The 23,112-nt window shown below is 72.8% G+C and carries 22 protein-coding genes; 11 read left to right on the forward strand and 11 right to left on the reverse strand.

From position 1 onward, the window contains the following. Positions 1-61: 61 nt before the first annotated feature. Positions 62-910 (reverse strand): type I methionyl aminopeptidase, encoded by an 849-nt coding sequence (map, locus tag ACWEQG_RS03060; RefSeq protein ID WP_452281250.1) that lies wholly within the window; start codon positions 908-910, stop codon positions 62-64. Positions 911-953: 43 nt separating this feature from the next. On the opposite strand from map, the gene ACWEQG_RS03065 reads away from it, so the two are divergent. Next, the gene (locus ACWEQG_RS03065; RefSeq protein WP_363471022.1) at positions 954-1,130 is read left to right on the forward strand and encodes a hypothetical protein; all 177 of its coding nucleotides are present in this window, start codon (positions 954-956) and stop codon (positions 1,128-1,130) included. 114 nt (positions 1,131-1,244) lie between these two features. Here the strand turns inward: ACWEQG_RS03065 and ACWEQG_RS03070 are convergent, their stop codons facing one another. Next, entirely contained in the window at positions 1,245-1,526 is a 282-nt protein-coding gene (locus ACWEQG_RS03070) for a CBU_0592 family membrane protein (protein ID WP_452281252.1), read from the reverse strand. Between the two features lie 104 nt (positions 1,527-1,630). Here ACWEQG_RS03070 and ACWEQG_RS03075 point away from each other — a divergent pair, with 104 nt between their 5' ends. After that, positions 1,631-2,590, forward strand: a complete 960-nt coding sequence (locus tag ACWEQG_RS03075) for a LysR family transcriptional regulator (protein WP_452281254.1) — start codon at positions 1,631-1,633, stop codon at positions 2,588-2,590. Between the two features lie 49 nt (positions 2,591-2,639). On the opposite strand, the gene ACWEQG_RS03080 is transcribed toward ACWEQG_RS03075, so the two are convergent. Beyond that, positions 2,640-3,218: a hypothetical protein gene (locus ACWEQG_RS03080; protein ID WP_363471031.1), complete on the reverse strand. Its 579-nt coding sequence runs from the start codon at positions 3,216-3,218 to the stop codon at positions 2,640-2,642. Positions 3,219-3,349: 131 nt separating this feature from the next. On the opposite strand from ACWEQG_RS03080, the gene ACWEQG_RS03085 reads away from it, so the two are divergent. Continuing rightward, complete coding sequence (locus ACWEQG_RS03085; RefSeq protein ID WP_452281256.1) at positions 3,350-4,498, forward strand: lipase family protein; 1,149 nt, start codon at positions 3,350-3,352, stop codon at positions 4,496-4,498. Between the two features lie 74 nt (positions 4,499-4,572). On the opposite strand, the gene ACWEQG_RS03090 is transcribed toward ACWEQG_RS03085, so the two are convergent. Both ACWEQG_RS03090 and ACWEQG_RS03095 read right to left on the reverse strand, forming a co-directional pair. Continuing rightward, entirely contained in the window at positions 4,573-5,247 is a 675-nt protein-coding gene (locus ACWEQG_RS03090) for a response regulator (protein ID WP_452281258.1), read from the reverse strand. Then, complete coding sequence (locus ACWEQG_RS03095) at positions 5,244-6,029, reverse strand: sensor histidine kinase (protein ID WP_452281260.1); 786 nt, start codon at positions 6,027-6,029, stop codon at positions 5,244-5,246. The genes ACWEQG_RS03090 and ACWEQG_RS03095 overlap by 4 nt, the downstream gene beginning before the upstream one ends. Before the next feature lie 200 nt (positions 6,030-6,229). On the opposite strand from ACWEQG_RS03095, the gene ACWEQG_RS03100 reads away from it, so the two are divergent. From ACWEQG_RS03100 to npdG, 4 genes are all read left to right on the forward strand, one after another. Next, positions 6,230-6,934 carry an ABC transporter ATP-binding protein gene (locus ACWEQG_RS03100; protein ID WP_452281262.1) on the forward strand — a complete coding sequence of 235 codons (705 nt, stop codon included), beginning with the start codon at positions 6,230-6,232 and terminating at the stop codon, positions 6,932-6,934. Continuing rightward, entirely contained in the window at positions 6,931-7,695 is a 765-nt protein-coding gene (locus ACWEQG_RS03105) for an ABC transporter permease (RefSeq protein WP_452281264.1), read from the forward strand. The genes ACWEQG_RS03100 and ACWEQG_RS03105 overlap by 4 nt, the downstream gene beginning before the upstream one ends. Then, positions 7,692-8,462 carry a hypothetical protein gene (locus tag ACWEQG_RS03110; RefSeq protein WP_452281266.1) on the forward strand — a complete coding sequence of 257 codons (771 nt, stop codon included), beginning with the start codon at positions 7,692-7,694 and terminating at the stop codon, positions 8,460-8,462. Before ACWEQG_RS03105 ends, ACWEQG_RS03110 begins: the two co-directional genes overlap by 4 nt. Before the next feature lie 114 nt (positions 8,463-8,576). Continuing rightward, complete coding sequence (gene npdG, locus ACWEQG_RS03115; protein WP_452281268.1) at positions 8,577-9,248, forward strand: NADPH-dependent F420 reductase; 672 nt, start codon at positions 8,577-8,579, stop codon at positions 9,246-9,248. Positions 9,249-9,251: 3 nt separating this feature from the next. Here npdG and ACWEQG_RS03120 read toward each other — a convergent pair whose 3' ends face one another. Next, a complete protein-coding gene (locus tag ACWEQG_RS03120; RefSeq protein WP_452281270.1) occupies positions 9,252-9,932 on the reverse strand; it encodes an alpha/beta hydrolase in 681 nt (226 codons plus the stop codon). Positions 9,933-10,045: 113 nt separating this feature from the next. Between ACWEQG_RS03120 and ACWEQG_RS03125 the strand changes: the two genes are divergently transcribed. After that, positions 10,046-11,224, forward strand: coding sequence for a trans-sulfuration enzyme family protein (locus tag ACWEQG_RS03125; protein ID WP_452281272.1), 1,179 nt, complete (start codon positions 10,046-10,048; stop codon positions 11,222-11,224). A gap of 55 nt (positions 11,225-11,279) precedes the next feature. Here ACWEQG_RS03125 and panB read toward each other — a convergent pair whose 3' ends face one another. Next, positions 11,280-12,125: a 3-methyl-2-oxobutanoate hydroxymethyltransferase gene (gene panB, locus ACWEQG_RS03130; RefSeq protein WP_363471059.1), complete on the reverse strand. Its 846-nt coding sequence runs from the start codon at positions 12,123-12,125 to the stop codon at positions 11,280-11,282. A 200-nt stretch (positions 12,126-12,325) separates the two neighbouring features. On the opposite strand from panB, the gene ACWEQG_RS03135 reads away from it, so the two are divergent. The 3 genes from ACWEQG_RS03135 to ACWEQG_RS03145 all read left to right on the forward strand — a co-directional run bounded on the left by ACWEQG_RS03135 (position 12,326) and on the right by ACWEQG_RS03145 (position 16,176). Then, a complete protein-coding gene (locus ACWEQG_RS03135) occupies positions 12,326-13,645 on the forward strand; it encodes an MFS transporter (RefSeq protein WP_452281274.1) in 1,320 nt (439 codons plus the stop codon). 331 nt (positions 13,646-13,976) lie between these two features. Further along, the gene (locus tag ACWEQG_RS03140; protein WP_452281276.1) at positions 13,977-15,539 is read left to right on the forward strand and encodes an MFS transporter; all 1,563 of its coding nucleotides are present in this window, start codon (positions 13,977-13,979) and stop codon (positions 15,537-15,539) included. A 7-nt stretch (positions 15,540-15,546) separates the two neighbouring features. Further along, the gene (locus tag ACWEQG_RS03145; RefSeq protein WP_452281278.1) at positions 15,547-16,176 is read left to right on the forward strand and encodes a TetR/AcrR family transcriptional regulator; all 630 of its coding nucleotides are present in this window, start codon (positions 15,547-15,549) and stop codon (positions 16,174-16,176) included. Positions 16,177-16,303: 127 nt separating this feature from the next. Here the strand turns inward: ACWEQG_RS03145 and ACWEQG_RS03150 are convergent, their stop codons facing one another. The 4 genes from ACWEQG_RS03150 to ACWEQG_RS03165 all read right to left on the reverse strand — a co-directional run bounded on the left by ACWEQG_RS03150 (position 16,304) and on the right by ACWEQG_RS03165 (position 23,077). Continuing rightward, on the reverse strand, positions 16,304-18,052 hold the full coding sequence (locus ACWEQG_RS03150) for an NAD+ synthase (protein WP_452281280.1): 1,749 nt from the start codon (positions 18,050-18,052) through the stop codon (positions 16,304-16,306). 50 nt (positions 18,053-18,102) lie between these two features. Further along, positions 18,103-19,593, reverse strand: coding sequence for a BTAD domain-containing putative transcriptional regulator (locus ACWEQG_RS03155; RefSeq protein WP_452281282.1), 1,491 nt, complete (start codon positions 19,591-19,593; stop codon positions 18,103-18,105). Between the two features lie 202 nt (positions 19,594-19,795). After that, entirely contained in the window at positions 19,796-21,820 is a 2,025-nt protein-coding gene (locus tag ACWEQG_RS03160) for a sensor histidine kinase (protein WP_452281284.1), read from the reverse strand. A 51-nt stretch (positions 21,821-21,871) separates the two neighbouring features. Further along, a complete protein-coding gene (locus tag ACWEQG_RS03165; protein ID WP_452281286.1) occupies positions 21,872-23,077 on the reverse strand; it encodes an MDR family MFS transporter in 1,206 nt (401 codons plus the stop codon). Between the last annotated feature and the right edge of the window lie 35 nt (positions 23,078-23,112).

The raw sequence follows: 23,112 nt of genomic DNA on the forward strand, positions 1-23,112 counted from the left end.
GGATGAGCGCATGGCGCCACGCCGGAACCGGCGAGACGCCGCCGCGCCGTCTTCGGCCCGGCTACGGCAGGGTCAGGATCTCGTGCCCCGTCTCGGTCACCACGATGGTGTGCTCGAACTGCGCGGTCCGCTTGCGGTCCTTGGTCACCGCGGTCCACTTGTCCGGCCAGATGTCGTAGTCGATCGTGCCGAGCGTGAGCATGGGCTCGATGGTGAACGTCATCCCCGGCACCAGGGTGACCGACAGCGAGGGATCGTCGTAGTGGGGGACGATGAGCCCGGAGTGGAACGAGGCCCCGATGCCGTGGCCGGTGAAGTCGCGGACGACGCCGTAGCCGAAGCGCTTGGCGTACGCCTCGATGACCCGGCCGACGATGTTGAGCTGGCGGCCCGGCGCGACCGCTTTGATCGCCCGCATCATCGCCTCGCGGGTCCGCTCGACCAGCAGGCGGGACTCCTCGTCGACCTCCCCGACCAGGAAGGTGGCGTCGGTGTCGCCGTGCACGCCGCCGATGAAGGCGGTGATGTCCACGTTGACGATGTCACCGTCGCGCAGCACGGTGTCGTCCGGGATCCCGTGGCAGATCACCTCGTTGATCGACGTGCACAGCGACTTCGGGTAGCCGCGGTAGCCGAGCGTCGAGGGGTAGGCGTCGTGGTCGCAGAGGAACTCGTGGCCGATCCGGTCGAGCTCGTCGGTCGTCACGCCGGGGGCGACGTGCTTGCCGACCTCCTCCAGCGCCTGCGCGGCGATCCGGCCCGCGATCCGCATCTTCTCGATGGTCTCGGGGGTTTTGACGTCGCTGTCGCCCTTCTTGGGCTCGGCCTTCCCCACGTACTCGGGGCGGGGGATGTGGGCGGGAACCTTACGGGTGGGCGAGATCCGCCCGGGGCGGAGCAGCGTGGTCATGCGGCCAAGTCTAGTTGCGCGTCAAGGGGGCACGATTAAGGTCGTGAGCGATCAATGGTGGTTCTGCCTGAAGCACATGACCGTCGAGCCCGAGAAGGGCTGCCCGAACAAGGACCGGCTCGGCCCCTACGACTCCCGCGACGCCGCCGCCCAGGCCCTGCAGACGGCGGCCGAGCGCAACCGGCGCTGGAGCGAGCAGGACAAGGACTGGGACGACTGATCCCCTGACCCCTCCTCGGACCGGCGCTCCCGCCGTCTTCTCCCCGGCTCCGATCCGTCCTGTCTCCCCGGACCGGGCCGGGGACGCGCGCCGCCCGCGAGGCGTGACCGGCGTTCAGCCGATCGCGGCCGTGCCCGTGGATCGGCGTGCCGCCGCGCGGCGGGCGACGAAGCGGCCCAGCGTCCACACGCCGATGCCGCTCCACACCAGGTTGAGGATCGCCGAGGGCCAGGCGGAGTGGTACGCGCTGTTGACCATCAAGGTGACCGCCCCGCCGAAGTTGAGCAGCTGGTAGGGCAGGCCGTCCCCGGACATCCTGCCGGACGACACCATCGCGTACGCGAGCAGGAGGACGACGGCGCCCGCGGTGCCGATGATCGTGATGAACGTGGACATCAGGACGGCTCGCCGTCCACGGAAGCGGTCATGGTGCGATGATCCCGCCCCTGCAGAGTGAAGAGCAAGTGAAGGATTCTTAATCCACACATAAGATCCGCTGTATGGATATCGACCCGCGGCGGCTGCGGATCCTGCACGAGGTCTCCCGCAGGGGCGGCGTCATGAAGGCCGCCCAGGCGCTGCACCTCACGCCCTCCGCCGTCTCCCAGCAGCTCGCCCAGCTGGAACGGGAGGTCGGTCTCGCGCTGTTCGACCGGTCGCAGCGCAGGGTCACGCTGACTCCCGCCGGCCGGGTGCTGGCGGCGTACGCCGAGCGCATCGAGGAGCAGCTCACCGAGGCGAGGCAGGAGCTCAACCGTTTCGCCGAGCGGCTGTCCGGGCCGGTCACGATCGCGGCGTTCCCGACCGTGATCCGGCATCTGCTCGTCCCCGCCCTGCGTGAGCTGGCCGTACGGCACCCGCGGATCACCCCCGTGATCCACGAGCTGTTCGGGCCGGGCGCGGTGCAGGAGCTGCGCCTCGGCGGCGTGGACCTGGTGGTGACGGAACGGGACATGAGCCGGCCCGCCGCCTCCCTGCAGTCGATGTCCCGGCACCGCCTCCACGACGACGAGTACCGCATCGTCGCCCCGCCGTCGTGGGACCGGGTGCCCGCCACCGTCGCCGACCTCGTCGACCTGCCGTGGGTCGCCGGCGTGCCCGACCAGGCGTGCGGGCAGGCGCTCGAACGGCTCGCCCAGCTCCACGGGTTCGTCCCGCGCCGCGTGCACCTGATCGCGGAGTTCCCGCCCGTGCTCGGGCTGGTCTCCGCGGGGCACGGCGTGGCGATCGTGCCGTCGCTGGCGCTGCTCGACGTGCCGCCGGGCGAGGTGGTCGTCACCGGCATCCGCGGCGTGGGCAGCCGCAGGATCGAGGCGCTGACCAGGGTGAGCCGTACGGCGTCGGGGGAGCCCGACCCCATGCAGGCCGTGGTGATCGAGGTGCTGCGCGAGGCGGCCGAGGCGGTGGACCGGCGGGTGAGCGAGCTCAGCCGTGTCCCGCTCGATCCGCCCACGTCCTGACACGCCGCCGGACGCCGTGCGCGTCAGTCGCTCACCTCAGTCGCTCACCTCAGTCGCTCACCTGGGGGCCGGTGATCCGGTCGGCCAGGCGGGCGAGGCGCTCCCGCAGGCCGAGCCGCCGCACCTCCCCGGCGGCGCTGCTCACCAGGTGCTGCGCCGCGTCGAAGCTCAGGACGGACTCCCCGGCCGGTACGGCGATCGCGTCGTGGGCCAGCGACTCCAGCTCGGGGTCGCCGCCGTCGACGGCGAGGATCGTGGCGCCGCTGCGGCGGGCGTCGTCCACCCGCTCCAGCAGGGGCACGGGCGCCGTCTGCTCGGCGACCACGAAGAGCGTCTCGCCCCTGCCGGTGCCGCGCAGCCGCTCCATCCCGACCCGCAGGTGGGCGGGCGCGCCGGGCGGCGGCGCCCAGCGGACGAGCGTGGGGGAGAGCTGGGCGAGCCCCGACAGCCGGGCCTCGTCGGCGAGATGGGCGGTGACGTGCCACGGCTCGTCCTCGGGGGTGCCGACGACGAGGAGCCCCCCGGCCGACCGGGTGGCCCGCAGGGCCAGGCCGAGCTCCCGGGTGCGTTCGACCCATCCGGTGGAGGCGAGCACTTCGCGCAGCAGGTTCACCGATGCGGCGTCCATGACCGCCATGGTGCCTGACACAAGCGCGTGAAGTCCCGCCAATTGGGTCCTTGACACACCGTTACCGCCAGGTAACGATCAGCCCACGGCGCCGATTTTGGAATCTGATCCAACAGCCGGAAGGCGGCTCTATGAACCTTCGCGTTCGTGCCACCCTGTCCATGATCGGGGCTCTCCTCCTGCTGCCCGCACTCACCGGCACCGCACGCGCGACCTCCGCCGGGGACGTCGTCGAAGCCGGCCGCACGACCGTCTATCTCCTGCCCGGCAAACTGCTGGAGGTGCCGGTCAAGGCATGGCATCTCCGCTACCGCTCCACGTCCGCCACCGGGGAGCCGAACGTCGTCTCGGGCACCCTGCTCGTCCCCGACGCCCCGTATCCGCTCGGCAAGCGGCCCATCGCCGGATACGCCGTGGGGACGCACGGCATGGGCGACCGGTGCGCGCCGTCGGCCGCCATGGCGAACGGCACCGAGGCCGAACTCGCCATCGTGAGCCTGATGCTGCTCAAGGGCTGGGCCGTCGCGATGACCGACTACGAGGGTCTCGGCACGCCGGGCGACCACACGTACATGGCGGGGCTGTCCCAGGGACACGCCGTGCTCGACTCCATCAGGGCGGCGGCGCGGGTGCCGGACGCGAACCTGTCCGCCACCGCCCCCGTCGTGGTCATGGGCTACTCGCAGGGCGGGGCGTCGGCGGCCTGGGCCGCCCAGCTGCAGCCGTCGTACGCACCCGAACTGCGGCTCAAGGGCGTCGCGGCGGGCGGAGTCCCCGCCGACCTGCGGGCGGTGGCCGACCACCTGGACGGCACGGGCGACTTCGGGCTCGCCGCGGCGGCCGGCATCGGGCTGGACGCCGCCTATCCGGAGCTGAACCTCGAGAGCTACCTGACCCCCGAGGGCGCGGCCCTGTTCGGGGACGCACGCGACGACTGCGTGAGCGACCTGCGCGCCAGGTTCGACGGGCGGCGCCTGGCGGACTTCACCACCGCCGACGTCATGAACCTGCCGGACTGGCGGGCCCGCCTCGCCGAGAACCGCCTCGGCGCGTCCGCGCCGCGGGTGCCGCTGTTCCTCTACCACGCCAAGGGTGACGAGATCATCCCGTACGAGGTGGGCCGGACCCTGCGCAAGGAGTACTGCGCGCGGGGCGTGAACGTCCTGTGGACCGGGCTGCCGGCCGGCAGCCACGTGCTCGGCGCGGTCGAGGGCGGCCCGCTGGCGGTCGCCTGGCTCGCCACCCGCGTCGCCGGTCTCCCCGCCATCCCCAGCTGCTGAGCGTCTGGCAGAGCCGCCGCCGGCGGTCCCCGCGGACGCGGGACCGCCGGCCGGCAGCCGGTCGTACGCGCGCTTCAGCGGGTCGAGCGGACGAGGTCGCCCTCGTAGGCCGCGATGACGAGGTGCGCGCGATCCCGTGCCTGGAGTTTGCTCAGCAGGTTGCCGATGTGGGTCTTGACGGTCTTGATCGAGATCGTGAGTCGCGCGGCGATCTCGCCGTTGGAGAGCCCGCGAGCGACCAGGGTGAGAACCTCGGTCTCCCGTTCGGTGAGAGCGTCCAGGCGCGCGTGCCGCGCGCGTGGTGGCTGGGCGACGTAGGCCTCGATCATGCGTGCGAGGACCTGCGGGGCGAACAGCGATTCACCCCGGTGAGTCCGGCGGATCGCGTCGAGGAGCGTGTCGGGGTGGGCGTCCTTGAGGAGGAAGCCGCCGGCGCCGGCGTCGAGAGCGGCGCGGACATACTCGTCGAGCTCGAACATCGTGAGCACGATGACCTTCACGGATCCGGAACCCGCGCCGGCCATGACGCGGCGGGTTGCCGCGATCCCATCGGTACCCGGCATCCGGATGTCCATGAGCACCACGTCGGGACGCAGTTCGGCACTCAGCCTGACGACCTCCTCGCCGGTGCCCGCCTCGCCGACCACCGCCATGTCGTGGTTGGCGTCGATGACGGCGGCGAGGCTGTGGCGCAGCAGGGGCTGGTCGTCGGCGATGACGACGCGAATCGGAGTTCCGCGGTCATTCATGACAGCCGGGCCTCGGGAATGCGGGCGGTGACGCGGAAGCCGTTCCCGGCGTGCCGGGCTTCGAAGGTCCCGCCGATCGCGGTGACGCGTTCCCGCAGCCCCTCGATTCCGTGCCCGGCTCCCGCGTGCGGGGTCCATCCGTCCACCGGGCCTTCGTCCAGGACGCTCGTGACGATCCAGTCGCCGTCGCGACGGACGGACACGGTCGCGCTGGTCGGCCCGGCGTGCCGGGCGGTGTTCGTGAGGGCTTCGCGCACGACGGAACAGACCGCGAGTTGCGCCCCGGGGCTGATGTCGTCGATCCCGCCGAGCCTGAGAGTGACGGCCGGGCCCGCCCTCCGGGCATCCTCGATGATGGCCGGCAGGTCCTGGAGGGAGTCCGCGGGCCGCAGGGGTGCGGCCACAGCGGTCGAGTCACGGAGCACGTTGAGCATGCGGCGTAGCTCCGTCGTGGTCTGCCGCCCGATGCGCTCGATGTCCGACAGGGCCGCGGAGGGGTCGTCGGCCACGCCGGGATAACACGCCGCGCTCGCCCTGACGGTAATCAGGCCGAGACCGTGGGAGACGATGTCGTGCAGCTCGCGCGCGATCCGGAGTCGTTCCGCCTGCGCCGCGCATTCGCCGGCCCACGCGGTGAGCCGCGCTTCGTACGCGATCCGCTGCCGGCGCGCGCTCGACACCGCCCGCACGGTGACCGCCAGCGCCAGCGCGGCGATGACGACGGGGAGGACGACCGCGGCGAGACCTCCGCGGCTGACAGTGAGAAGAGCGAGCAACAGCACGAAGTGAACGGCGACGGCCAGTGGCCAGACTCGCCGTCCGCGTCTCGGAAGTGCTTGGTCGGCCCCCATGGTCCAAATCTAAGGACTCTCCTCGACCGGCACATCGGACCAGGGTCCGAGAGGTCCAGGGCCGAGCCGCGAGAACGAGTCCGGTCTCCGGCCCGATGACCGGAGATGACGCTCCGCGTACACCTGTGGACATGATTACGATCGACCGCCTCGTCAAGCGGCGCGGTTCCCGGCAGATCCTCAGCGGCATCAGCTTCCGGGCCCGCCCCGGAAGGGTGACGGGGTTCCTCGGCCCGAACGGCGCGGGCAAGAGCTCCACATTGCGCATTCTGCTAGGCCTGGACCGGGCGACATCCGGCACGGCGCTCATCGATTCCGTTCCGTTCGCGAAGCTTCGTGACCCGCTGTCCGTGGTCGGGGCCGTGCTGGACGGCTCCGGGGCGCACCGGGCGCGGACGGGCCGGGCGCACCTGCGCTGGGTGGCCCGCTCGGCGGGACTGCCGCGTGCCCGTGTCGACGAGGTGCTCGAGGTCGTGGGCCTGACGAACGCCGCGTCGAAGCGGGTCGGCGGCTACTCCCTGGGCATGGGGCGCCGGCTCGGGCTGGCGACGGCGCTGCTCGGCGATCCGGAGATCCTGGTCCTGGACGAGCCGGTGAACGGGCTGGATCCGGACGGCATCCGGTGGATCAGGACCTTCCTGCGTGAACGCGCCGCGTCCGGCCGGACCGTGCTGCTGTCCAGCCACCTGATGGGGGAGCTCGCGGAGACGGTGGACGACGTCGTGATCATCAACGAGGGCAGGGTCGTGGCGGACGGCACCCTCGGCGAGGTCACCGGCTCCCACCGCACCCTCGAGGACGCGTTCTTCGCCATCACCACCGGTGGTGCGCCGTGAAGGCGCTCGCGGCGGAGGCCTCGAAGCTCGCCTCCCTGCCGGCGGTGTGGATCGCGACGGCGGCCGGGGTGCTCGTGCCGGGCGTGGTCGCCGCGATCACCGCCTCCTCGGCCCGCGGCGCGATCGACCGGGGCGTCGCGGTGGTCGCCGCGATCGACACCGGCTACCAGGAGCTGGCCTTCGGGGTGGTCGGGGTGATCGTTCTCGGCGTCGCCGGGGTCGGCAGCGAGTACGTCACCGAGAGCGCGGAGTCCGGAGACGGGCGTCAGATCACCACCAGCCTGACCGCCGTCCCCTCCCGCCTCCGATTCCTCGTCGCGAAAATGTCCGCGATCGCGATCGGCGCCGCCATGCTCGCGATCATCGCGGCGGGGAGCACCATGGGCGTCGTCCGCGTGGTGCTCGGCGAGCACGCTCCGGCATGGGGAGCGGACGACGTTCCGCGGCTGGCCGGCGTGGTCTGCTACTGGACGTACACCGCGCTCCTCGCCGCCGGGATCACCGTGCTCACCCGCCACGGGGTCGTTCCGCTCACGGTGCTCGTCGCGAACACCTCGGTCGTCTCCGTCACCTACCTGCTGACGAAGATCACGCCGCTGGCGAACTACCTGCCCGACATGGCCGGGATCCGCATGTTCATCCGGGACCTCGCCGGCAGCACCGCAGAGATCGGTCCGCTGACCGGAGGCCTGGTGATGACCGCCTGGGTGACGGCGCTGCTCGTGATCGCCGCGATCTCGTTCGCGCGGAGGGACGCGTGACCGTTCCCGGGACGGCGACGCGCACCCGCGGCCGGGAAGCGGTCCAGGCGCTCGCGGCGGAGGTGTCGAAGCTCGTGTCGCTTCCGGCGACCTGGCTCACGCTCGGCGGCGCTCTCGCGGCGAACCCGGTCCTCGCGATCGCGTACACGGTCGCCGGCCTCCGGGGCTCGGCCGGCACCCCGAGCGTCCCCGACCTCGGACTGGCTCCGATCGGCTACACGCAGGCCGGCTTCGTCGTCCTCGGCGTCCTCGCCGCCTGTTCCGAGTACACCGGCGGGCAGATTCGCACCACGCTGACCGCGATGCCCCGCCGGGCCCTCCAGCTCACCGCCAAGCACATCGCGTTGGCGATCGTCGTGCTGCCCGCCGGGGTGATCACGGCCGCGTCCGGGGTGGTCCTCGCGGCCGTCGTGCTCGGCGACACGGCCGCGCCCGTGACCGCGGGCCGTGCCGCGGGGGCGCTGAGCGGGGCGGCCGTGTACCTCGCGCTGACGACGCTGATCAGCGCGGCCGTCGGCGCCCTCGTGCGCCGGACGCTCGCGGCGGCCGTCGTCCTGCTGGGGTATCTCTTCATCGCCGGACCGATCCTGCGCGACCACGTCTTCGCGGGGAGATACCTTCCGGACAGCGCCGGATTCGCCATGTGGCTCCCACCGGCCGGCGACGGGGGCGCGGTGACACCGGTGCACGGCGCGGTGCTCCTCACGGCCTGGACCGCCGTCCTGACCGCCGTCGCGGTGTCCGTGTATCGCCGCCGGGACGTGTGAGGCACCGAGCCGCCCGGCGGGGCCGCCCGTGGCCTCTCAGGTCCCGCGGATCGTGTCGCCGCGGATCGGGTCCCGGGCCGCTCCCGGGCGCGGTCTGCTGGCATGATCTGAGCCATGGCTGAGCACACCACCGTAGATCTCCCCGACGTCTCCGCGCTGACCATCGGCATCCTCGGCGGGACCGGCGACCAGGGCAAGGGACTGGCCCGCCGGTTCTCGCTGGCCGGGCACACCGTGCTGATCGGCTCGCGCAGCGCCGAGCGCGCCGAGGAGGCGGCGCGTGAGATCGGCGTACGCGGGGCCACCAACGCCGACGTGGCGGCCGAGGCGGACATCGTGATCGTCGCGGTGCCCTGGGAGGGGCACAAGGCCCTGCTGGAGTCCCTGCGCGAGCCGCTCACCGGCAAGATCGTGGTGGACTGCGTCAACCCGCTCGGCTTCGACAAGCGGGGGGCGTACGCGCTGCCGGTGGAGGAGGGGAGCGCGGCCCAGCAGGCGGCGGCGGTGCTGACCGGCAGCCGGGTCGTCGCGGCCTTCCACCACGTGTCGGCGGTGCTGCTGCTCAACCCCTCGGTGGCGGAGATCGACCTCGACGTGCTCGTGCTCGGCGACGACCGCGAGGCCACCGACGTCGTACGCGCGCTCGCCGGCCGCATCCCCGGCGCCCGCGGCGTCTACGCGGGCCGCCTGCGCAACGCCCAACAGGTCGAGGCGTTCACGGCGAACCTGATCTCGATCAACCGCCGCTACAAGGCCCACGCGGGCATCCGGGTCACCGACGTCTGAGCCTCACACGGCGGTGGCGACGAGCCAGTCGGCCACCGCCTCGGGGGCGACGAGCTGGTGCAGGTGCTCGCCGGGGATGCGGGCGACCGGCCAGCCACGCTCCCCGGCCTCGTGGGCGAGGGCGGCGTACGCGTCCGCGAACCACAGGTAGCCGCTCCTGAGGTGGTCCCATCGGGCCGGCACCGGGATCTCCTCCGAGTAGTACGCGAGGGGCAGCCGGGCCTGCTCGGCCACGACCACCTGCCGGACCACCGGGTCGGGCAGGAGCGCGGCGACGTCGTCCTCGGGCCACCAGTCGGTCCAGCGGGGCAGGACGCCCGCGTCGTCGGCGAGGCCGCGCAGGAAGGCGAGGTGCTCCGGCTCCGCGGCGCGGCAGACGCCCCTGCGCGGCGGCAGGGCGGCGTCGACGAACAGGCACGCGGCGACCTGTCCGGCGAGGGCCTGCGCGATCAGCGGCACGAACAGCCCCGCGTTGCTGTGCGCGACGACGGCGAGCGGCCCGTGCGGCGCGCTCGCCGCCACCTCGCTCACCACCCTCGGCCAGTACGGCGGCGGGCCCGCCGTCACGTCGGTCAGCGGGGGCACCACGGCGGTGTGCCCGCGCGCCCGGAGGGCCTCGGCGACCGGGGTCCAGGTCGAGGGGCCGACGGAGGGACTGTGCACGAGGAGGAAGCTGACATCCACCTCCTCATCCTCACCGGGCGCGGCGGAGACGGAACCCTCCTCCGCTCGACGCGTAACCGATGGCTGGCCGGCCAATCTGACAAGAGCGGCTTTTCTGGGTCATTCTGGACGGCATGGACTCCCTGCATCCGGAAACGCGCGTCGTCCACCTGCCCCGGCCCACGCCGGAGGGCAGCAGGCCGATCGCCATGCCGATCTACCAGACCTCGGGGTTCGTCTTCGACGACCCGGCCGTCTTCGCCGACGGCATGGGGCGGCCCGACGGGGCGTACGTGTACGGCCGGCTCTCCAATCCCACCGTCCGCGCCATGGAGGAGGCGGTCGCCGGGCTGGAGGGCGGCGTGGCCGCCGTGGCCACCGGCTCGGGCATGGGCGCGATCAACGCCGTGCTCCTCGGCCTGCTGAAGTCGGGCGACCACGTGATCGCCCAGTCGGCGCTGTACGGCGCCACCGCGCAGGCGCTGAACAGCCTCGCGGAGCGCTTCGGCGTCGAGGTCACCCACGTGCCGCAGGACGACCCGGCCGCCGTACGGGCAGCCGTGCGGCCCACGACGAAGCTGCTGTATCTGGAGACCATCGCCAATCCGATGACGCAGGTGGCCGACCTGCCGGGGATGTGCGCGGCGGCGCGCGAGGCCGGGATCCTCACCATGGTCGACAACACCTTCGCCTCGCCGGTCCTGTGCCGCCCGATCGAGCACGGCGCGGACATCGTGGTGCATTCGGTGACCAAGTATCTGTCCGGGCACACCGACGTCGTCGGCGGGATCGCCGTGTTCGCCTCGGAGGACCTGCACCGCACGGTGTGGTCGTACGCGGTGGAGCTCGGCGCGACGGCCGACCCGTTCGCCGCCTGGCTGACCCTGCGGGGGATGCAGACCCTGCCGCTGCGGATGGAGCGCCACTGCGCCAACGCCCGCGTGCTCGCGACGCGGCTCGCCGGGCACCCGGCCGTGGCCGCCGTCCACTGGCCGGGCCTGGCCTCCCACCCGTCGCACGAGCTGGCCGCCAAACTCCTGCCCGACTTCGGCGGCGTGTTCTCCTTCGATCTGGCGGGAGGGCGCACGGCGGGCGAGGCGTTCATGCGCAACGTCCGGCTCGCGCTGCTCGCGCCCTCTCTCGGCGGTGTGGAGACGCTGATCCTCCACCCGGCCACGACGTCGCACCGTACGGTGAGCGCCGCGGGCCTGGCCGCCGCGGGCATCGGCGAGGGGACGGTCCGGGTGGCGGTGGGCATCGAGCACGCCGAGGACCTGTGGGCCGACTTCGCCCAGGCGCTCGACGCGATCTGAGGCGCCCTCGCGCGAAGGGCGGCCACGGCGGGTGCCGCGGCCGCCCGGCGGGGCGTCAGCGGTAGCTGTGCTCGGGCCTGGGGAAGGCGCCGGAGACGACCTCGTCGGCGTACGCGCGGATCGCCCGGTCCATCTCCCCGGCCAGGTCGAAGTACTTCTTCACGAACTTCGCGGGCTGCGGGGTCAGGCCCATCAGGTCCTGCCAGACGAGGACCTGCGCGTCGGTGTCGGGCCCGGCCCCGATCCCGATCGTGGGAATGCTCAGCGACGTGGTGACCCGCTGGGCGAGGTCGGCGGGGACGCACTCCAGCACGACGGCGAAGGCGCCCGCGTGCTCCAGCGCCTTGGCGTCGGCCATGAGCTCGTCACCCGCCTGGCCGCGGCCCTGCACCCGGTAGCCGCCGAAGGCGTTGACCGACTGCGGGGTCAGGCCGAGGTGGGCCATGACCGGGATTCCGGCCGAGACGAGCAGCTCCACCTGCGGGAGGACCCGGTGGCCGCCCTCCAGCTTGATGGCATGCGCGCCGGCCTCCTTCATGAAGCGGGCCGCGGTCTCCAGCGCCTGCTGGGGTGAGGCCTGGTAGGAGCCGAACGGCAGGTCGGCCACGACCATCGCCCGCGACGAGCCGCGTACGACCGCGGCGGTGAGCGGGATGAGGTCGTCGACCGTGACGGGCAGCGTCGAGTCGTAGCCGTAGACGACCATGGCGGCCGAGTCGCCCACGAGCATCACGGGGATGCCCGCCTCGTCGAACACCTTGGCGGTCATGGCGTCGTACGCCGTCACCATCGGCCACTTCTCGTGGCGCTCCTTGGCGGCCGCGATGTCGCGGACGGTGACCCTGCGCCCCGCGGCGCCGCCGTAGAGGGCGGGTGCGGACACAACGGAAACAGAGGACATGGCTACCTCCAGGCCTCGTGGCGCCCCTGTGGCGTCCCCGGACAGTCAGATCATTGCATGTCGACATGGCTTGGAACACCCCGAGTGGGCGGGGTAATCCGCGCATGCGACTCCTGCGGCAAATGGGGCAAATGGGGCGACCCGGCGACGGAGATGTCGGAGGCACCCGGCACAATGCCGTGCGGAGGTAAGGAACCACAATGGCTTTTGATCGTTACCGGCGGGTGCTCGCCCTGCCGGGCGTGCGGGCGTTGCTGCTGGTCGGCATGATCGCGAGAATCCCCCTGACCGGCACCGGAATGACGCTGACCCTGCACGTGGTGAACAGCCAGCATCTGGGTTTCCTCCAGGCGGGCCTGGTCGGCACCGCCTCCATGGCGGGCGCCGCGGTCGGCTCACCGCTCGTCGGCCGCTTCGTCGACCGCCGTGGGCTGCGCCCGGTGATGGCCGTGACGACCGTCGTGCAGCTGTGCGTGTGGTGCGCCGCGCCCGCGATGCCGTACGCCGTGCTGCTGCCGGGCGCGCTGATCGGAGGGCTGTTCAGTCAGCCCGTGTTCGGGGCCATCCGGCAGTGCGTGGCCGCGATGGTGCCCGTGGAGAACCACCAGACCGGCTTCGCCCTCGACTCGATGGGCGTGGAGTTGTCGTACATGGTCGGGCCCGCCCTCGCCGTCGCGAGCGTGACCGCGTTCGGCAGCACCGCGACGATGTACGGCGTGGCCGCCGGTCTGGTGGGCTCGGGAGTGGCGCTGTACCTGCTCAACCCGCCCACGCGGTCGGCCGAGGAGGACGCGGGCCACACGATCGCCGTCCCCCGGCGGCAGTGGCTGCGGCCCGGCCTGCTCGCCTTGCTCTGCCTGGTGTCCGGGCTGACCTTCGTGCTCACCACGACCGAGCTGAGCGTCGTGGCGATGCTCAAGGCCGGCGGCGCGACCGCCTGGACGGGCCTGGTCATCGCGCTGTGGTGCGCGTTCTCGCTCGTCGGCGGATTCGTGTACGGCGGGCTGTCCCGGGGGCTGTCGCCCGTGGTGCTCGCGGGCGGTCTGTGCGTGCTGACCGCGCCCGTGGGCCTGGTCGGCGGGGGCTGGGGCTGGCTCTGCCTGGCGCTGGTGCCGGCCGGGCTGCTGTGCGCCCCGGCGCTGTCGTCCACCGTGGACGCCGTCAACCGGCGCGTCCCGGCGGCGGCGCGGGGCGAGGCGATGGGCCTGCACGGCACGTCGCTGACGATCGGGGGAGCCCTGGCCGGGCCCCTCGCCGGCGGGCTCCTCGACGCCCACGGCCCCGCCTGGGCCTTCGCCGTGGCCGGGGCGGTCGGCCTCGCCTTGGCCCTGCTCGCCGGGCTCGTATGGCGGCAGGCTCCGGCCACCGCCGAGCCGGAAGCGGCCGCCCCCGCACCCGTGCCCGCGACGCCCGTGCCCGCGACGCCCGTGCCCGCGACGCCCGTGCCCGCGACGCCCGTGCCCGCGACGCCCGTGCCCGCCGCGCCCGCGCGGCCTGCCCCCGCTCCTGCCGGGGAGTAGAACGGGTCCTCACCCGCCGGGGTCACCCATGGGCGCCGCAGGCGGCGAGATGGGGCGCGCCTCGAACCGGGAATAGAACCGGTCCCCGCACGGATGTACAGGGGGTGCGCGCCGCGCCGCGGTGTCCCCGCGGTGCCGTTGACCGGGTGCGTGACCTTGTGCGGTTGTCTGTGGCCCGAGCGCGCGAGTCCGGCCGGAGCCGTCTGCTCCCCGATGGACCAGCGGGCACGGCGGCACCACCAGGATTATGAAACGAACCCGTTGCGTATCGGAATGGCTAGCGCTACGCTTGCGTTGCGAAACTCGATCGTATCGAAATCATGGGGGATTTGTGGAAGCACACAACGGTCACCCACGCCGATGGCAGGTCCTCGGCGTGATGGTGTTCAGCCTGCTGGCAGTCGTCCTCGACAACACCATCCTCAACGTGGCGATCAAGACGATCGCCGATCCCGTTCACGGCCTGGGCGCGACGCAGAGCGAGCTCGAATGGGCGATGAACTCCTACACGCTGGTGTTCGCCGGCCTGCTGTTCACCTTCGGGGTGCTGGGTGACCGCTACGGGCGTAAGCGGATGCTCATGACCGGCATGGTCCTGTTCGGGCTGGCCTCCCTCGCCAGCGCCTACGCCCAGGACCCGATGCAGCTCATCGCGGCGAGGGCGCTGATGGGCCTCGGCGGCGCCGCCATCATGCCGGCGACGCTGGCGATCATCTCGAACGTCTTCCCGATCCACGAGCGGGGCAAGGCGATCGGCATCTGGGCCGGCGGCGTCGGCATCGCCGTGGCGATCGGCCCGATCACGGGGGGTGTGCTGCTCGAGCACTTCTGGTGGGGTTCGGTCTTCCTCGTAAACGTGCCCATCGTGCTCGTCGGCCTCGCGCTGATCGCCACGATCGTGCCCGACTCCAAGGACCCGAACAAGGCAGGCCTCGACCCGGTCGGCGTGCTGCTGTCCATCCTCGGCCTGATCAGCCTCGTCTACGGCATCGTCCGCATCAGCGACCTCGGCACCGTCGCCGACGTCTCGGTCATCGTGCCGACGCTGCTGGGCCTGGCGATCCTCGCCGCGTTCGTCTGGTACGAGAGCAGGATCGACCACCCCGCCTTCGACGTGCGCAACTTCCGCAACGCCGGCTTCTCCACCGCGATCGCCGCCGTCGGCCTCGTGTTCTTCGCGGCCATGGGCGTGATGTTCTTCCTGGCCTTCTACTGGCAGATCGTCCGGGGCTACTCGCCGCTGCAGTCGGGGGCGCTCGTGCTGCCGTTCGCGGCCGCGCAGCTGATCTTCGCGCCGCAGAGCGCGCGAATGGTGCAGAAGTACGGCGCGCGGGCCGTCGGCACGGTCGCGATGCTCGTCATCACGCTGGCCCTCGCGGCGTACGCCCTGGTGGAGGTGGACACGCCGATCTGGATCCTGCTGGTCCTCGGCTTCGTCCAGGGTGCGGCGATGGCCAACATCATGCCCCCGGCGACCACGGCCATCATGAACGCGCTGCCGCGGGAGAAGGCCGGTGTGGGCTCCTCGATGAGCAACGTCGTCCGGCAGGTCGGCGGCACGCTGGGCATCGCCATCCTCGGCGCGGTCCTGTCCGCCAGCTACCGCAGCGACATGGAGGACAAGGTCACCGCCCTGCCGGAGCAGCTCCGCCACGTCGTGACCGAGTCCATCTCCGGAGCGGCCGGCGTCGCGGGCAACCTGGGCGCGCGGGGTGCGAGCCTGCTCGACGCCGCGAACGCCGCGTTCGTCACCGGCGTCCACTGGGCGGCCCTCGGATCGGCCTTCGTCGCCCTCATCGGCACCCTCGTGGTGGCCCGCTGGATGCCGGGCAAGGCTTCGGTCGACGCCGTGGTCCCCACAGCTGAGACCGAAAAGGAGACGGCGGTAGTGTGAACTCGCCATGAAGACGCAGCAGACGGCTGAAGGGGTGGCCCGCCCGGCGGGCCGCCCGCGCAGCGAGAAGGCGGATCGGTCGATCATCGAGGCCACTCTCGAACTGCTCGGTGAGGGCATTGGGGTTTCGGAGCTGTCCATCGAGTCGATCGCCGGCCGCGCCGGTGTCGGGAAGACCACGATCTACCGCCGGTGGTCCAACAAGGAGGACCTGGTGGTGGACGCCCTGGCGACGCTCAAGCCGCCGATCCCGCTGCCGCAGGGCGGAACCGTGCGAGACGACCTGGTGACCTACCTCCGGGTGATCCAGGAGGAGTCCCGCCACCATCGCACCCGCTGCATCATGAACATCGCCATGAGCGACTCCGAGCGGCATCCCCGGCTGGCGGAGCGGTTCCGCGAGCTGGCCGTGGAGCCGCGCCGGGCGGTCGTGGCGGCCGTCCTGCGCCGTGGCATGGAGACCGGTGAACTGCGCGCGGACCTCGACGTCGACATGGCGCTGGCGCTGCTCAGCGGGGCCATGATCTGGTCCACGAAGTGGTCCCACTCCGGCGACCCCCAGGCGGACCTGCCCGAGCGGATCGTCGACGAGGCGCTCAAGGGCTTCCGCCCCCGCCCCTCCACCCCCGAGCCCTGACCGGGCGCCTCACCCGTCGGCGGGCATCCGCCGACGACGCCCTGACGTGACACCGTGACCGGTGCCGGACGCCTGCCCGGCACCGGTCACGGCGTTCGCGGCCCGGGCCCGGCGTCGCGGGCACTCCCTAGAGCCGCTCGCGCCAGCGGGTCGTGATGGGCAGGCGGCGGTCGCGGCCGAAGTTCTTCGGGGTGATCTTGGGGCCCGGCGGGTACTGGCGGCGCTTGTACTCGGCGAGGTCCACCAGCCGGATGATCTTCGTGACCAGCTCGGGGTCGTGGCCGGCGGCGACCAGCTCGTCCCGGCCCATGTCCCGCTCGACGTAGTCGCGCAGCAGCCGGTCGAGCACGTCGTACTGCGGGAGGGAGTCGGTGTCGCGCTGGTCGGGCCGCAGCTCCGCGCTCGGCTCCTTGGTGATGGAGTTCTCCGGGATCGGGGGCTGCCCGGGCTGGGCGTTGCGCCACTCCGCGAGCTTCCAGACCACGCTCTTCAGGACGTCCTTGATGGGGGCGAACCCGCCCGCCGAGTCGCCGTACAACGTGGAGTAGCCGGTCGCCAGCTCGCTCTTGTTGCCGGTGGTCAGCACCAGGTGGCCGTGCTCGTTCGACAGGCTCATCAGCAGCATGCCGCGCACGCGGGCCTGCAGGTTCTCGGCCGCCAGGCCGTGCAGCTCGATCTCCTTCTCGAACGCCGAGACGATGTCGGCGATCGGGACTACCTGCGCGTCGACCCCCTGGCGGCGCACCAGCTCCTCCGCGTCGGTGATGGAGTGGTCCGAGGAGTAGCGCGAGGGCATGAGCACCACATGGACCCGCTCGGGCCCGACGGCGTCGGCGGCGATCGTGGCGACGAGGGCGGAGTCGATGCCGCCGGACAGGCCGAGGATGACCGACCGGAAGCCGTTCTTGCGCACGTAGTCGCGCACGCCGAGCACGAGCGCCTGGTAGATCTCCGCCAGGTCGTCCAGCCGCTCGGCGACGACCGGCGCCTCCGGCTCGTACGGCTCGACGGGCGCGGCCGACAGCAGCACCCGCTCGACCGTGATGACCGTGCCGTCGTGCGCGTCGTGGCGGGACTCGCCGAGCTCGCCCGTGCCCTCCGGGAGCTCCAGATCGGTGACGAACAGGTCCTCCTCGAACTGCGGCGCGCGGGCGACCAGTTCCCCGGAGGCGTCCACGACGAGAGAGTCGCCGTCGAAGACCAGCTCGTCCTGGCCGCCGACCATGTTCACGTACGCGAGCGCGCAGCCCGCCTCGCGGGCCCGCCGCGCGCACAGCTCCAGCCGCACGTCGTCCTTGTTCGTCTCGTACGGCGAGCCGTTGGGGACGACGAGCAGCCCGGCGCCGGCCTCGGCGACCACGGAGACGGGACCGCCGTCCTGCCACAGGTCCTCGCACACGGCCACGGCGACGTCCACGCCGTGCAGGCGGAAGATCGGCAGGCGGTCGCCGCGCACGAAGTAGCGGTACTCGTCGAACACTCCGTAGTTCGGCAGGTGGTGCTTGGCCGACTTCGTCACCACCCGGCCCTCGTGAAGCAGGGCGACCGCGTCGAGCGGTGCGCCCTTGGGCTGGCCGACGCGCGGGGCGAGGTCGGCGCGGTCGAGATAGCCCACCACGACGGGGATGTCCCCGAGGCCCTCGCCGGCCAGGCGCGCGGCCGCCTTCGACAGCGCCGTGATCGACGCCTCCACGAACGAGGACCGTAGCACCAGGTCCTCGGCGGGGTAGCCGGTCAGGAACATCTCGGGGAAGACCACGAGGTGCGCGCCACGGGCGGCGGCCCTGCGGGTCCACTCGACGAGCATGTCGGCGTTGCCGGCGATGTCACCGACGACCGGATTGGTCTGGGCGAGAGCGATGCGCAGTTGAGCCACGGTCCCACCCTAAGGTGTCCGATTATTTGTCGTCAAAGCGACGATAAGGCTCAGGCGCCCGGCGACCCTGGGCTGACCAGCCCTCTTTCGTACGCCAGGACCACGAGCTGGGCGCGGTCGACCAGGCCTAGGCCGCGCAGCAGCGCCGTGACCTCGTCGGCGACCTCCTGTTCCGGCACGGCCAGCGTCATCGCGATCTGCCGGTTGGTGAAGCCCCGGGCGACGAGCTTGATCAGGTCGATGTCGGAGTCGGACAGGCCCTCCGGGGCCGCCGGGTCGCGCCGCCCGGCGAAGGCCGCGATGAGGTGCGTGGTGACCGCCGGGTCGAGCAGCGCGTCGCCCGCGACGGCGGCCCGGACCGCCGCGATGAGCTGCTCGGGGGCGGAGGTCTTCAGCACGAAGCCGCTCACGCCGGCCCGCAGGGCCGCGTAGAGGTTCTCGTCGGTGCCGAACGTGGTCATCATGATCACCTTCGGCGGCTCCTCCGCCGTGAGGATCCGCCGGGCCGCCGCCAGTCCGTCCAGCCGCGGCATCTGGATGTCCATGAGCACCACGTCGGGCCGTGCGGCCTGGACGAGCGAGATCGCCTGCTCGCCGTTCTCCGCCTCCCCGACGAGGTCGAGCCCCGGCTCGCTGTCGAGGATGACCTTGAGACCCGTGCGCACCAGCGCCTGGTCGTCGGCGATGACCACGCGCAGGGCCGCCGGGCCGGCGGACGCCCCCTCGGACGCGGCCGGGCCGGACGGCGCGGGCGCGGAGACCTCCACGACCTGCCCGCCGGCGGCCGGGGCGTCCAGATGTCCGGCCTGGACGAGGATGTCCTGCTCCAGCCGCTGCAGGGTGGGGCCGAGGTCGAGCCCGAGCTCGTCGCGCAGCGCCTCCCTGGCCCGCCGCAGCGCGCCGAGCGCGTCGCCCTGCCGTCCCGCGCGGTAGAGCGCGAGCGCGAGAAGCCGCCAGGCCTCCTCCCGCAACGGGTACGCCGAGGCGTGCGCCTCCAGGTCGGGGATCATCGGGCCGGTGCGGCCCAGCCGCAGCGCGGCGTCCGCGCGGCGCTCCACGGCGAGCAGGCGAAGCTCGTCCAGCCGCGTGGCCTCGGTCTGCGCCCACGTGAGCTCCTGGAACCCGGCCAGCGCCGGCCCGCGCCACAGGGAGAGGGCCGTCTCCATCCGCTCCAGCGTCGCGGCCGGGCCGTCGTGGTCGCTCTTGACCAGGTGCTCGAAGCGCCAGGAGTCCACGTCCTCGACCTTCGCCCGCAGCGCGTAACCGGGCGGGGCGGACACCAGGACGCCGGCCTCCTCGCGCGGCGCGCGGTGGGGTTCGAGGGCCCGCCGCAGACGGGAGACGTATCCCTGGATCGTGGACAGCGCCTGCGCGGGCGGGCCGCCCGGCCACAGCTCGTCGATCAGCACGCTCACCGGTACGGCGCGCCCTCCGGCCACGAGCAACCGGGCGAGCACGGCCTGCTGCCGCTGCCCGCCGAGGTCGAGCGTCTCGCCACCGGCAATCGCCTCGAACGGCCCAAGAGCACGAAAAGTCACCATCGCACGGTAAGCGTAAGGGCACCGAGAGCCCCGGGCGTGCCGGCCGCCTCTCGGTTGGGTCACGAGGCGGGGCGGCCGGGTCATGACCGCCCGTCGCGGAGCCGGCGCCGGTCGCGGCTCACGGCGCCCGCGGGCCGTGTCGGGACGCGCCCGGGGCCGTGGCGTGACCCGTCCGCGGCCTCGCCGAGGACGGTTCGCCGCGTCAGGCGACGAGGGGGAACCGGGCTTCGACGACGGTGCCGCCGGTCTCCGGCGCGGTGACCACGCAGCTTCCGCCCAGCTCGGCCGCGCGCTCGCGCATCGAGGACATGCCGACCCCCGCGCGCAGCCGGGCGGGCGGGCCGATGCCGTCGTCGGCGACCCGCACCCGCAGCTCGCCGCCGCCGTCTCCGGCCGGGGAGCGGGTGACGTCCACTCTGACCCGGGAGGCCCGGGCGTGGCGGCGCACGTTGTTCAGCGCCTCCTGCACGATGCGGTACACCGCGACCTCCACGGCGGCCGGCAGCCCGGTGACATCGCCCTCCACCCGCACCGAGACGTCCTCGACGCCGTCCGTCCCCGCGGGCAGGGTCTCCTCTGCCAGCGAACGTACGGCTCCCGCCAGCCCCAGGTCGTCGAGGGCCGGGGGGCGCAGGCCGTACACGAGCTCGCGGATGTCGCCGGCCACCGCGTCCATGCCGCTCCGCAGGTCGCGCAGCAGATCGTCGGCCCTGGCCGGGGACTTGGCCAGGCTGACCCTGGCCATGTTGATCGTCATCGCCATCGCCCCGAGCGTCTGGCCGAGCCCGTCGTGCAGGTCGCGGCGCAGCCGCCGCCGCTCCTCCTCGCGGGCGGCGAGGATGCGCTCGCGCGAGCGCTGGAGGTCGGCGGCCATCCGTACGGCGTGGGCGACGTCGGCCACGTAGGGCAGCAGCGTGCCGAGCACCCGCTCGTCGTGGGCGGCGGCGAACCGCCGGGCCCCCGGCGGGCCGAGGAGCAGCCGGCCCACCGGCTCGCCGTGCCAGACCAGCGGCACCTCGCGCGGCGACGGCCCCACATGGCCGCTCTCCACGTAGCGGGGCCTGCCGTCGGCGATCTCGACGGCGACCCCCTCCACGGCCAGGCCCTCGCGCACGACCGTCACCACCGACGCCAGCGCGTCGGCGGGGTCGGCCCGCCGCACCTCCTGCGTCAGCCGCTCGGCGAGCAGCGCGGGATCGCCCACCCTGCCGTACAGCGCGCGGTCGGCCACGCGCAGCAGGGCGCGGCGCAGCGGCTGGAAGAACCCGCCCGCGAACAGCGCCGCCGCGAGCCCGGCGACCTGGTGGTATCCGGAGACGACCAGGCTGGAGACCGCCCCCGCGCCGAAGTAGACGGCGCTGATCACGCCGAGGAGCCCGGCGGTGACGAAGGTCCGGCTGATCACCGTGTCGATGCCGTACAGCCGGTAGCGCAGCGCCGCGAACAGGATCGCGAACGGGATGAGCGCCGTCCACAGCGTGGCGGGCACCCACCACGATTCGCCCATGAGGTACATCGCGACGTACCCGGCGAAGGCGGTGAGGGGCCAGGCGATCTGCCGCCGCGTCACGGGGTCGGCGCGCCGCAGCCGCAGCACGAGCGAGGCGAACGCGGCGACCACGCAGACCCGGACCGTGTAGTCGAGAACCGTCCACGCCGCCGTGTAGTAGGGGACGAGGACCTTGACCTCCAGCGGGTTGTGGATCACCTCCGGCCAGGCGTACGCCGCGCGGGCGGGGTCGGGCCGCAGCAGGGCCAGGACGACCTCGGTGGTCGTGGCGGCGGCGCCCAGCACGGCCACCCAGAGCCAGCGGCGCGAGGGGAGCCGGCCGGTGGGCGAGCAGAGCGGGAGGAGGATCGCCAGCATGAGCCCCGCCGCCGCCCAGCACACGACGGCGGTCACGCGGCCCGCGTTGGCCGCCCCCATCTCGCCCTGCCAGGCCCAGTGGAAGGAGAGCGCGGTGAAGGCGACGTTCCCCGAGCCGAGCAGTCCGCCCACGCAGATCAGCCACGCGAGGCTGAGCCGGGGCCGCTGGGACACCAGGAAAGCCCCCGTGACGGGGAACGTGAGCGCGACGCCGAAGTCCGGCGTGAGCGGGGGCTTCGGCTGCCACTCCCCGGGGAGCCCGACCTGGACCAGCACTCCCAGGAGGGTCAGGAGCAGTGCCGCGGCCGCCATCGCCCAGGCCACCGCCCGCGCGGGAAAGGCTGGGGGGTTCTCGTCCATCCTGAGATGGATTATGTCCCGTCCCGTTCTTTCCTGACCAGGGAAGCGGACCTACGTCGCCGGTGCGGAGCGGCGGCGGACCGCGCGGCCGATGACGAGCTGGCCCGCGGCCGCGAGCAGGCCGAGGCCGCCGAACAGGGGCCACACCAGCCCGGGAGCGGCGTCCAGCAGCCGGGTGCCCACCAGGGGCGCGAGCAGGGCTCCGGCCGACCAGGACAGGCCGTACAGGCCCGAGTAGCGACCCCGCAGGTGGGGCGGGGCGAGCGCCGCGACGATCGCCCCCGGGATCCCGGCCGTGAGCACCTCGCCGAGCGTCCAGACGGCCACGGTCGCCGCGTGCCCGGCCGCCGACGACACCAGAGAGGTCAGCGCGAACCCGAGCCCGACGAGCGCGAACCCCGCCGCGAGCACCCTCGACGGGTCGAACCTGGCCAGCCACGCGTTGGTGAGCGGCTGGACCACCACGATCAGCAGGCCGTTGACCGCCATCGCCATGCCGTACGCGCTCGCGGGCAGCCCCTGCCCGGTCATGGCGAGCGGCAGCGTGGTGTAGCCCTGCAGGTAGACCAGCGAGTACGCCAGGTTGCCCAGCACGAAGACCAGCATGAGCCGATCGCGCAGCACGTCGGCGAACCGGCCGGGCAGCGCGTCCTCGCGGGCCGGGCGGGTCTCCGGGATCGCCCGCCACACGAGAAGGCCGAAGATCAGGCAGGTGACGGCGTCCACCCAGAACAGCACGGTGAAGCCCGAGTGGGCGAGCCAGCCGCCCGCCACCATGGCGACGGAGAAGCCGAGGTTGATGGCCCAGAACAGCAGCCCGAACGCCCGCGGCCGGTCCTCCGGCGGCACCAGGTCGGCGACGATCGCCTGCGAGGCCGGGCGGTAGGCGTCCACCACGACGCCCAGCACGAACATGCCCGCGACAAGCCCCGGCACGCTGGTGGTGTAGCCGAGCGCGACCATGGTGACGGCCGTGGCGACCATGCCGCCCGTCAGCGTGATCCGTCGCCCGAGGCGGTCGGCCAGCCATCCGGCGACCGGCTGTGACAGCAGGGACCCCACACCGAACATCATCATGACCAGCCCGGTGGTGGCGAGGGAGACGCCGCGCGCCTGGGTGAGGTAGATGCCGATGAACGGCTCCACCATCGTGCCGAGCCGATTGACGAACGTTCCGCCGAACAGCACCCAGAACGGCCGGGGCAGGCCGCCGACCTTCGACTGGATGAAGCCGGTCCTGCTGATCACAGTGGTCACGGGCGTCCACTCTTGGACACCGGGGTCGCGCCATG

The sequence above is a fragment of the Microbispora sp. NPDC004025 genome (assembly GCF_053604425.1).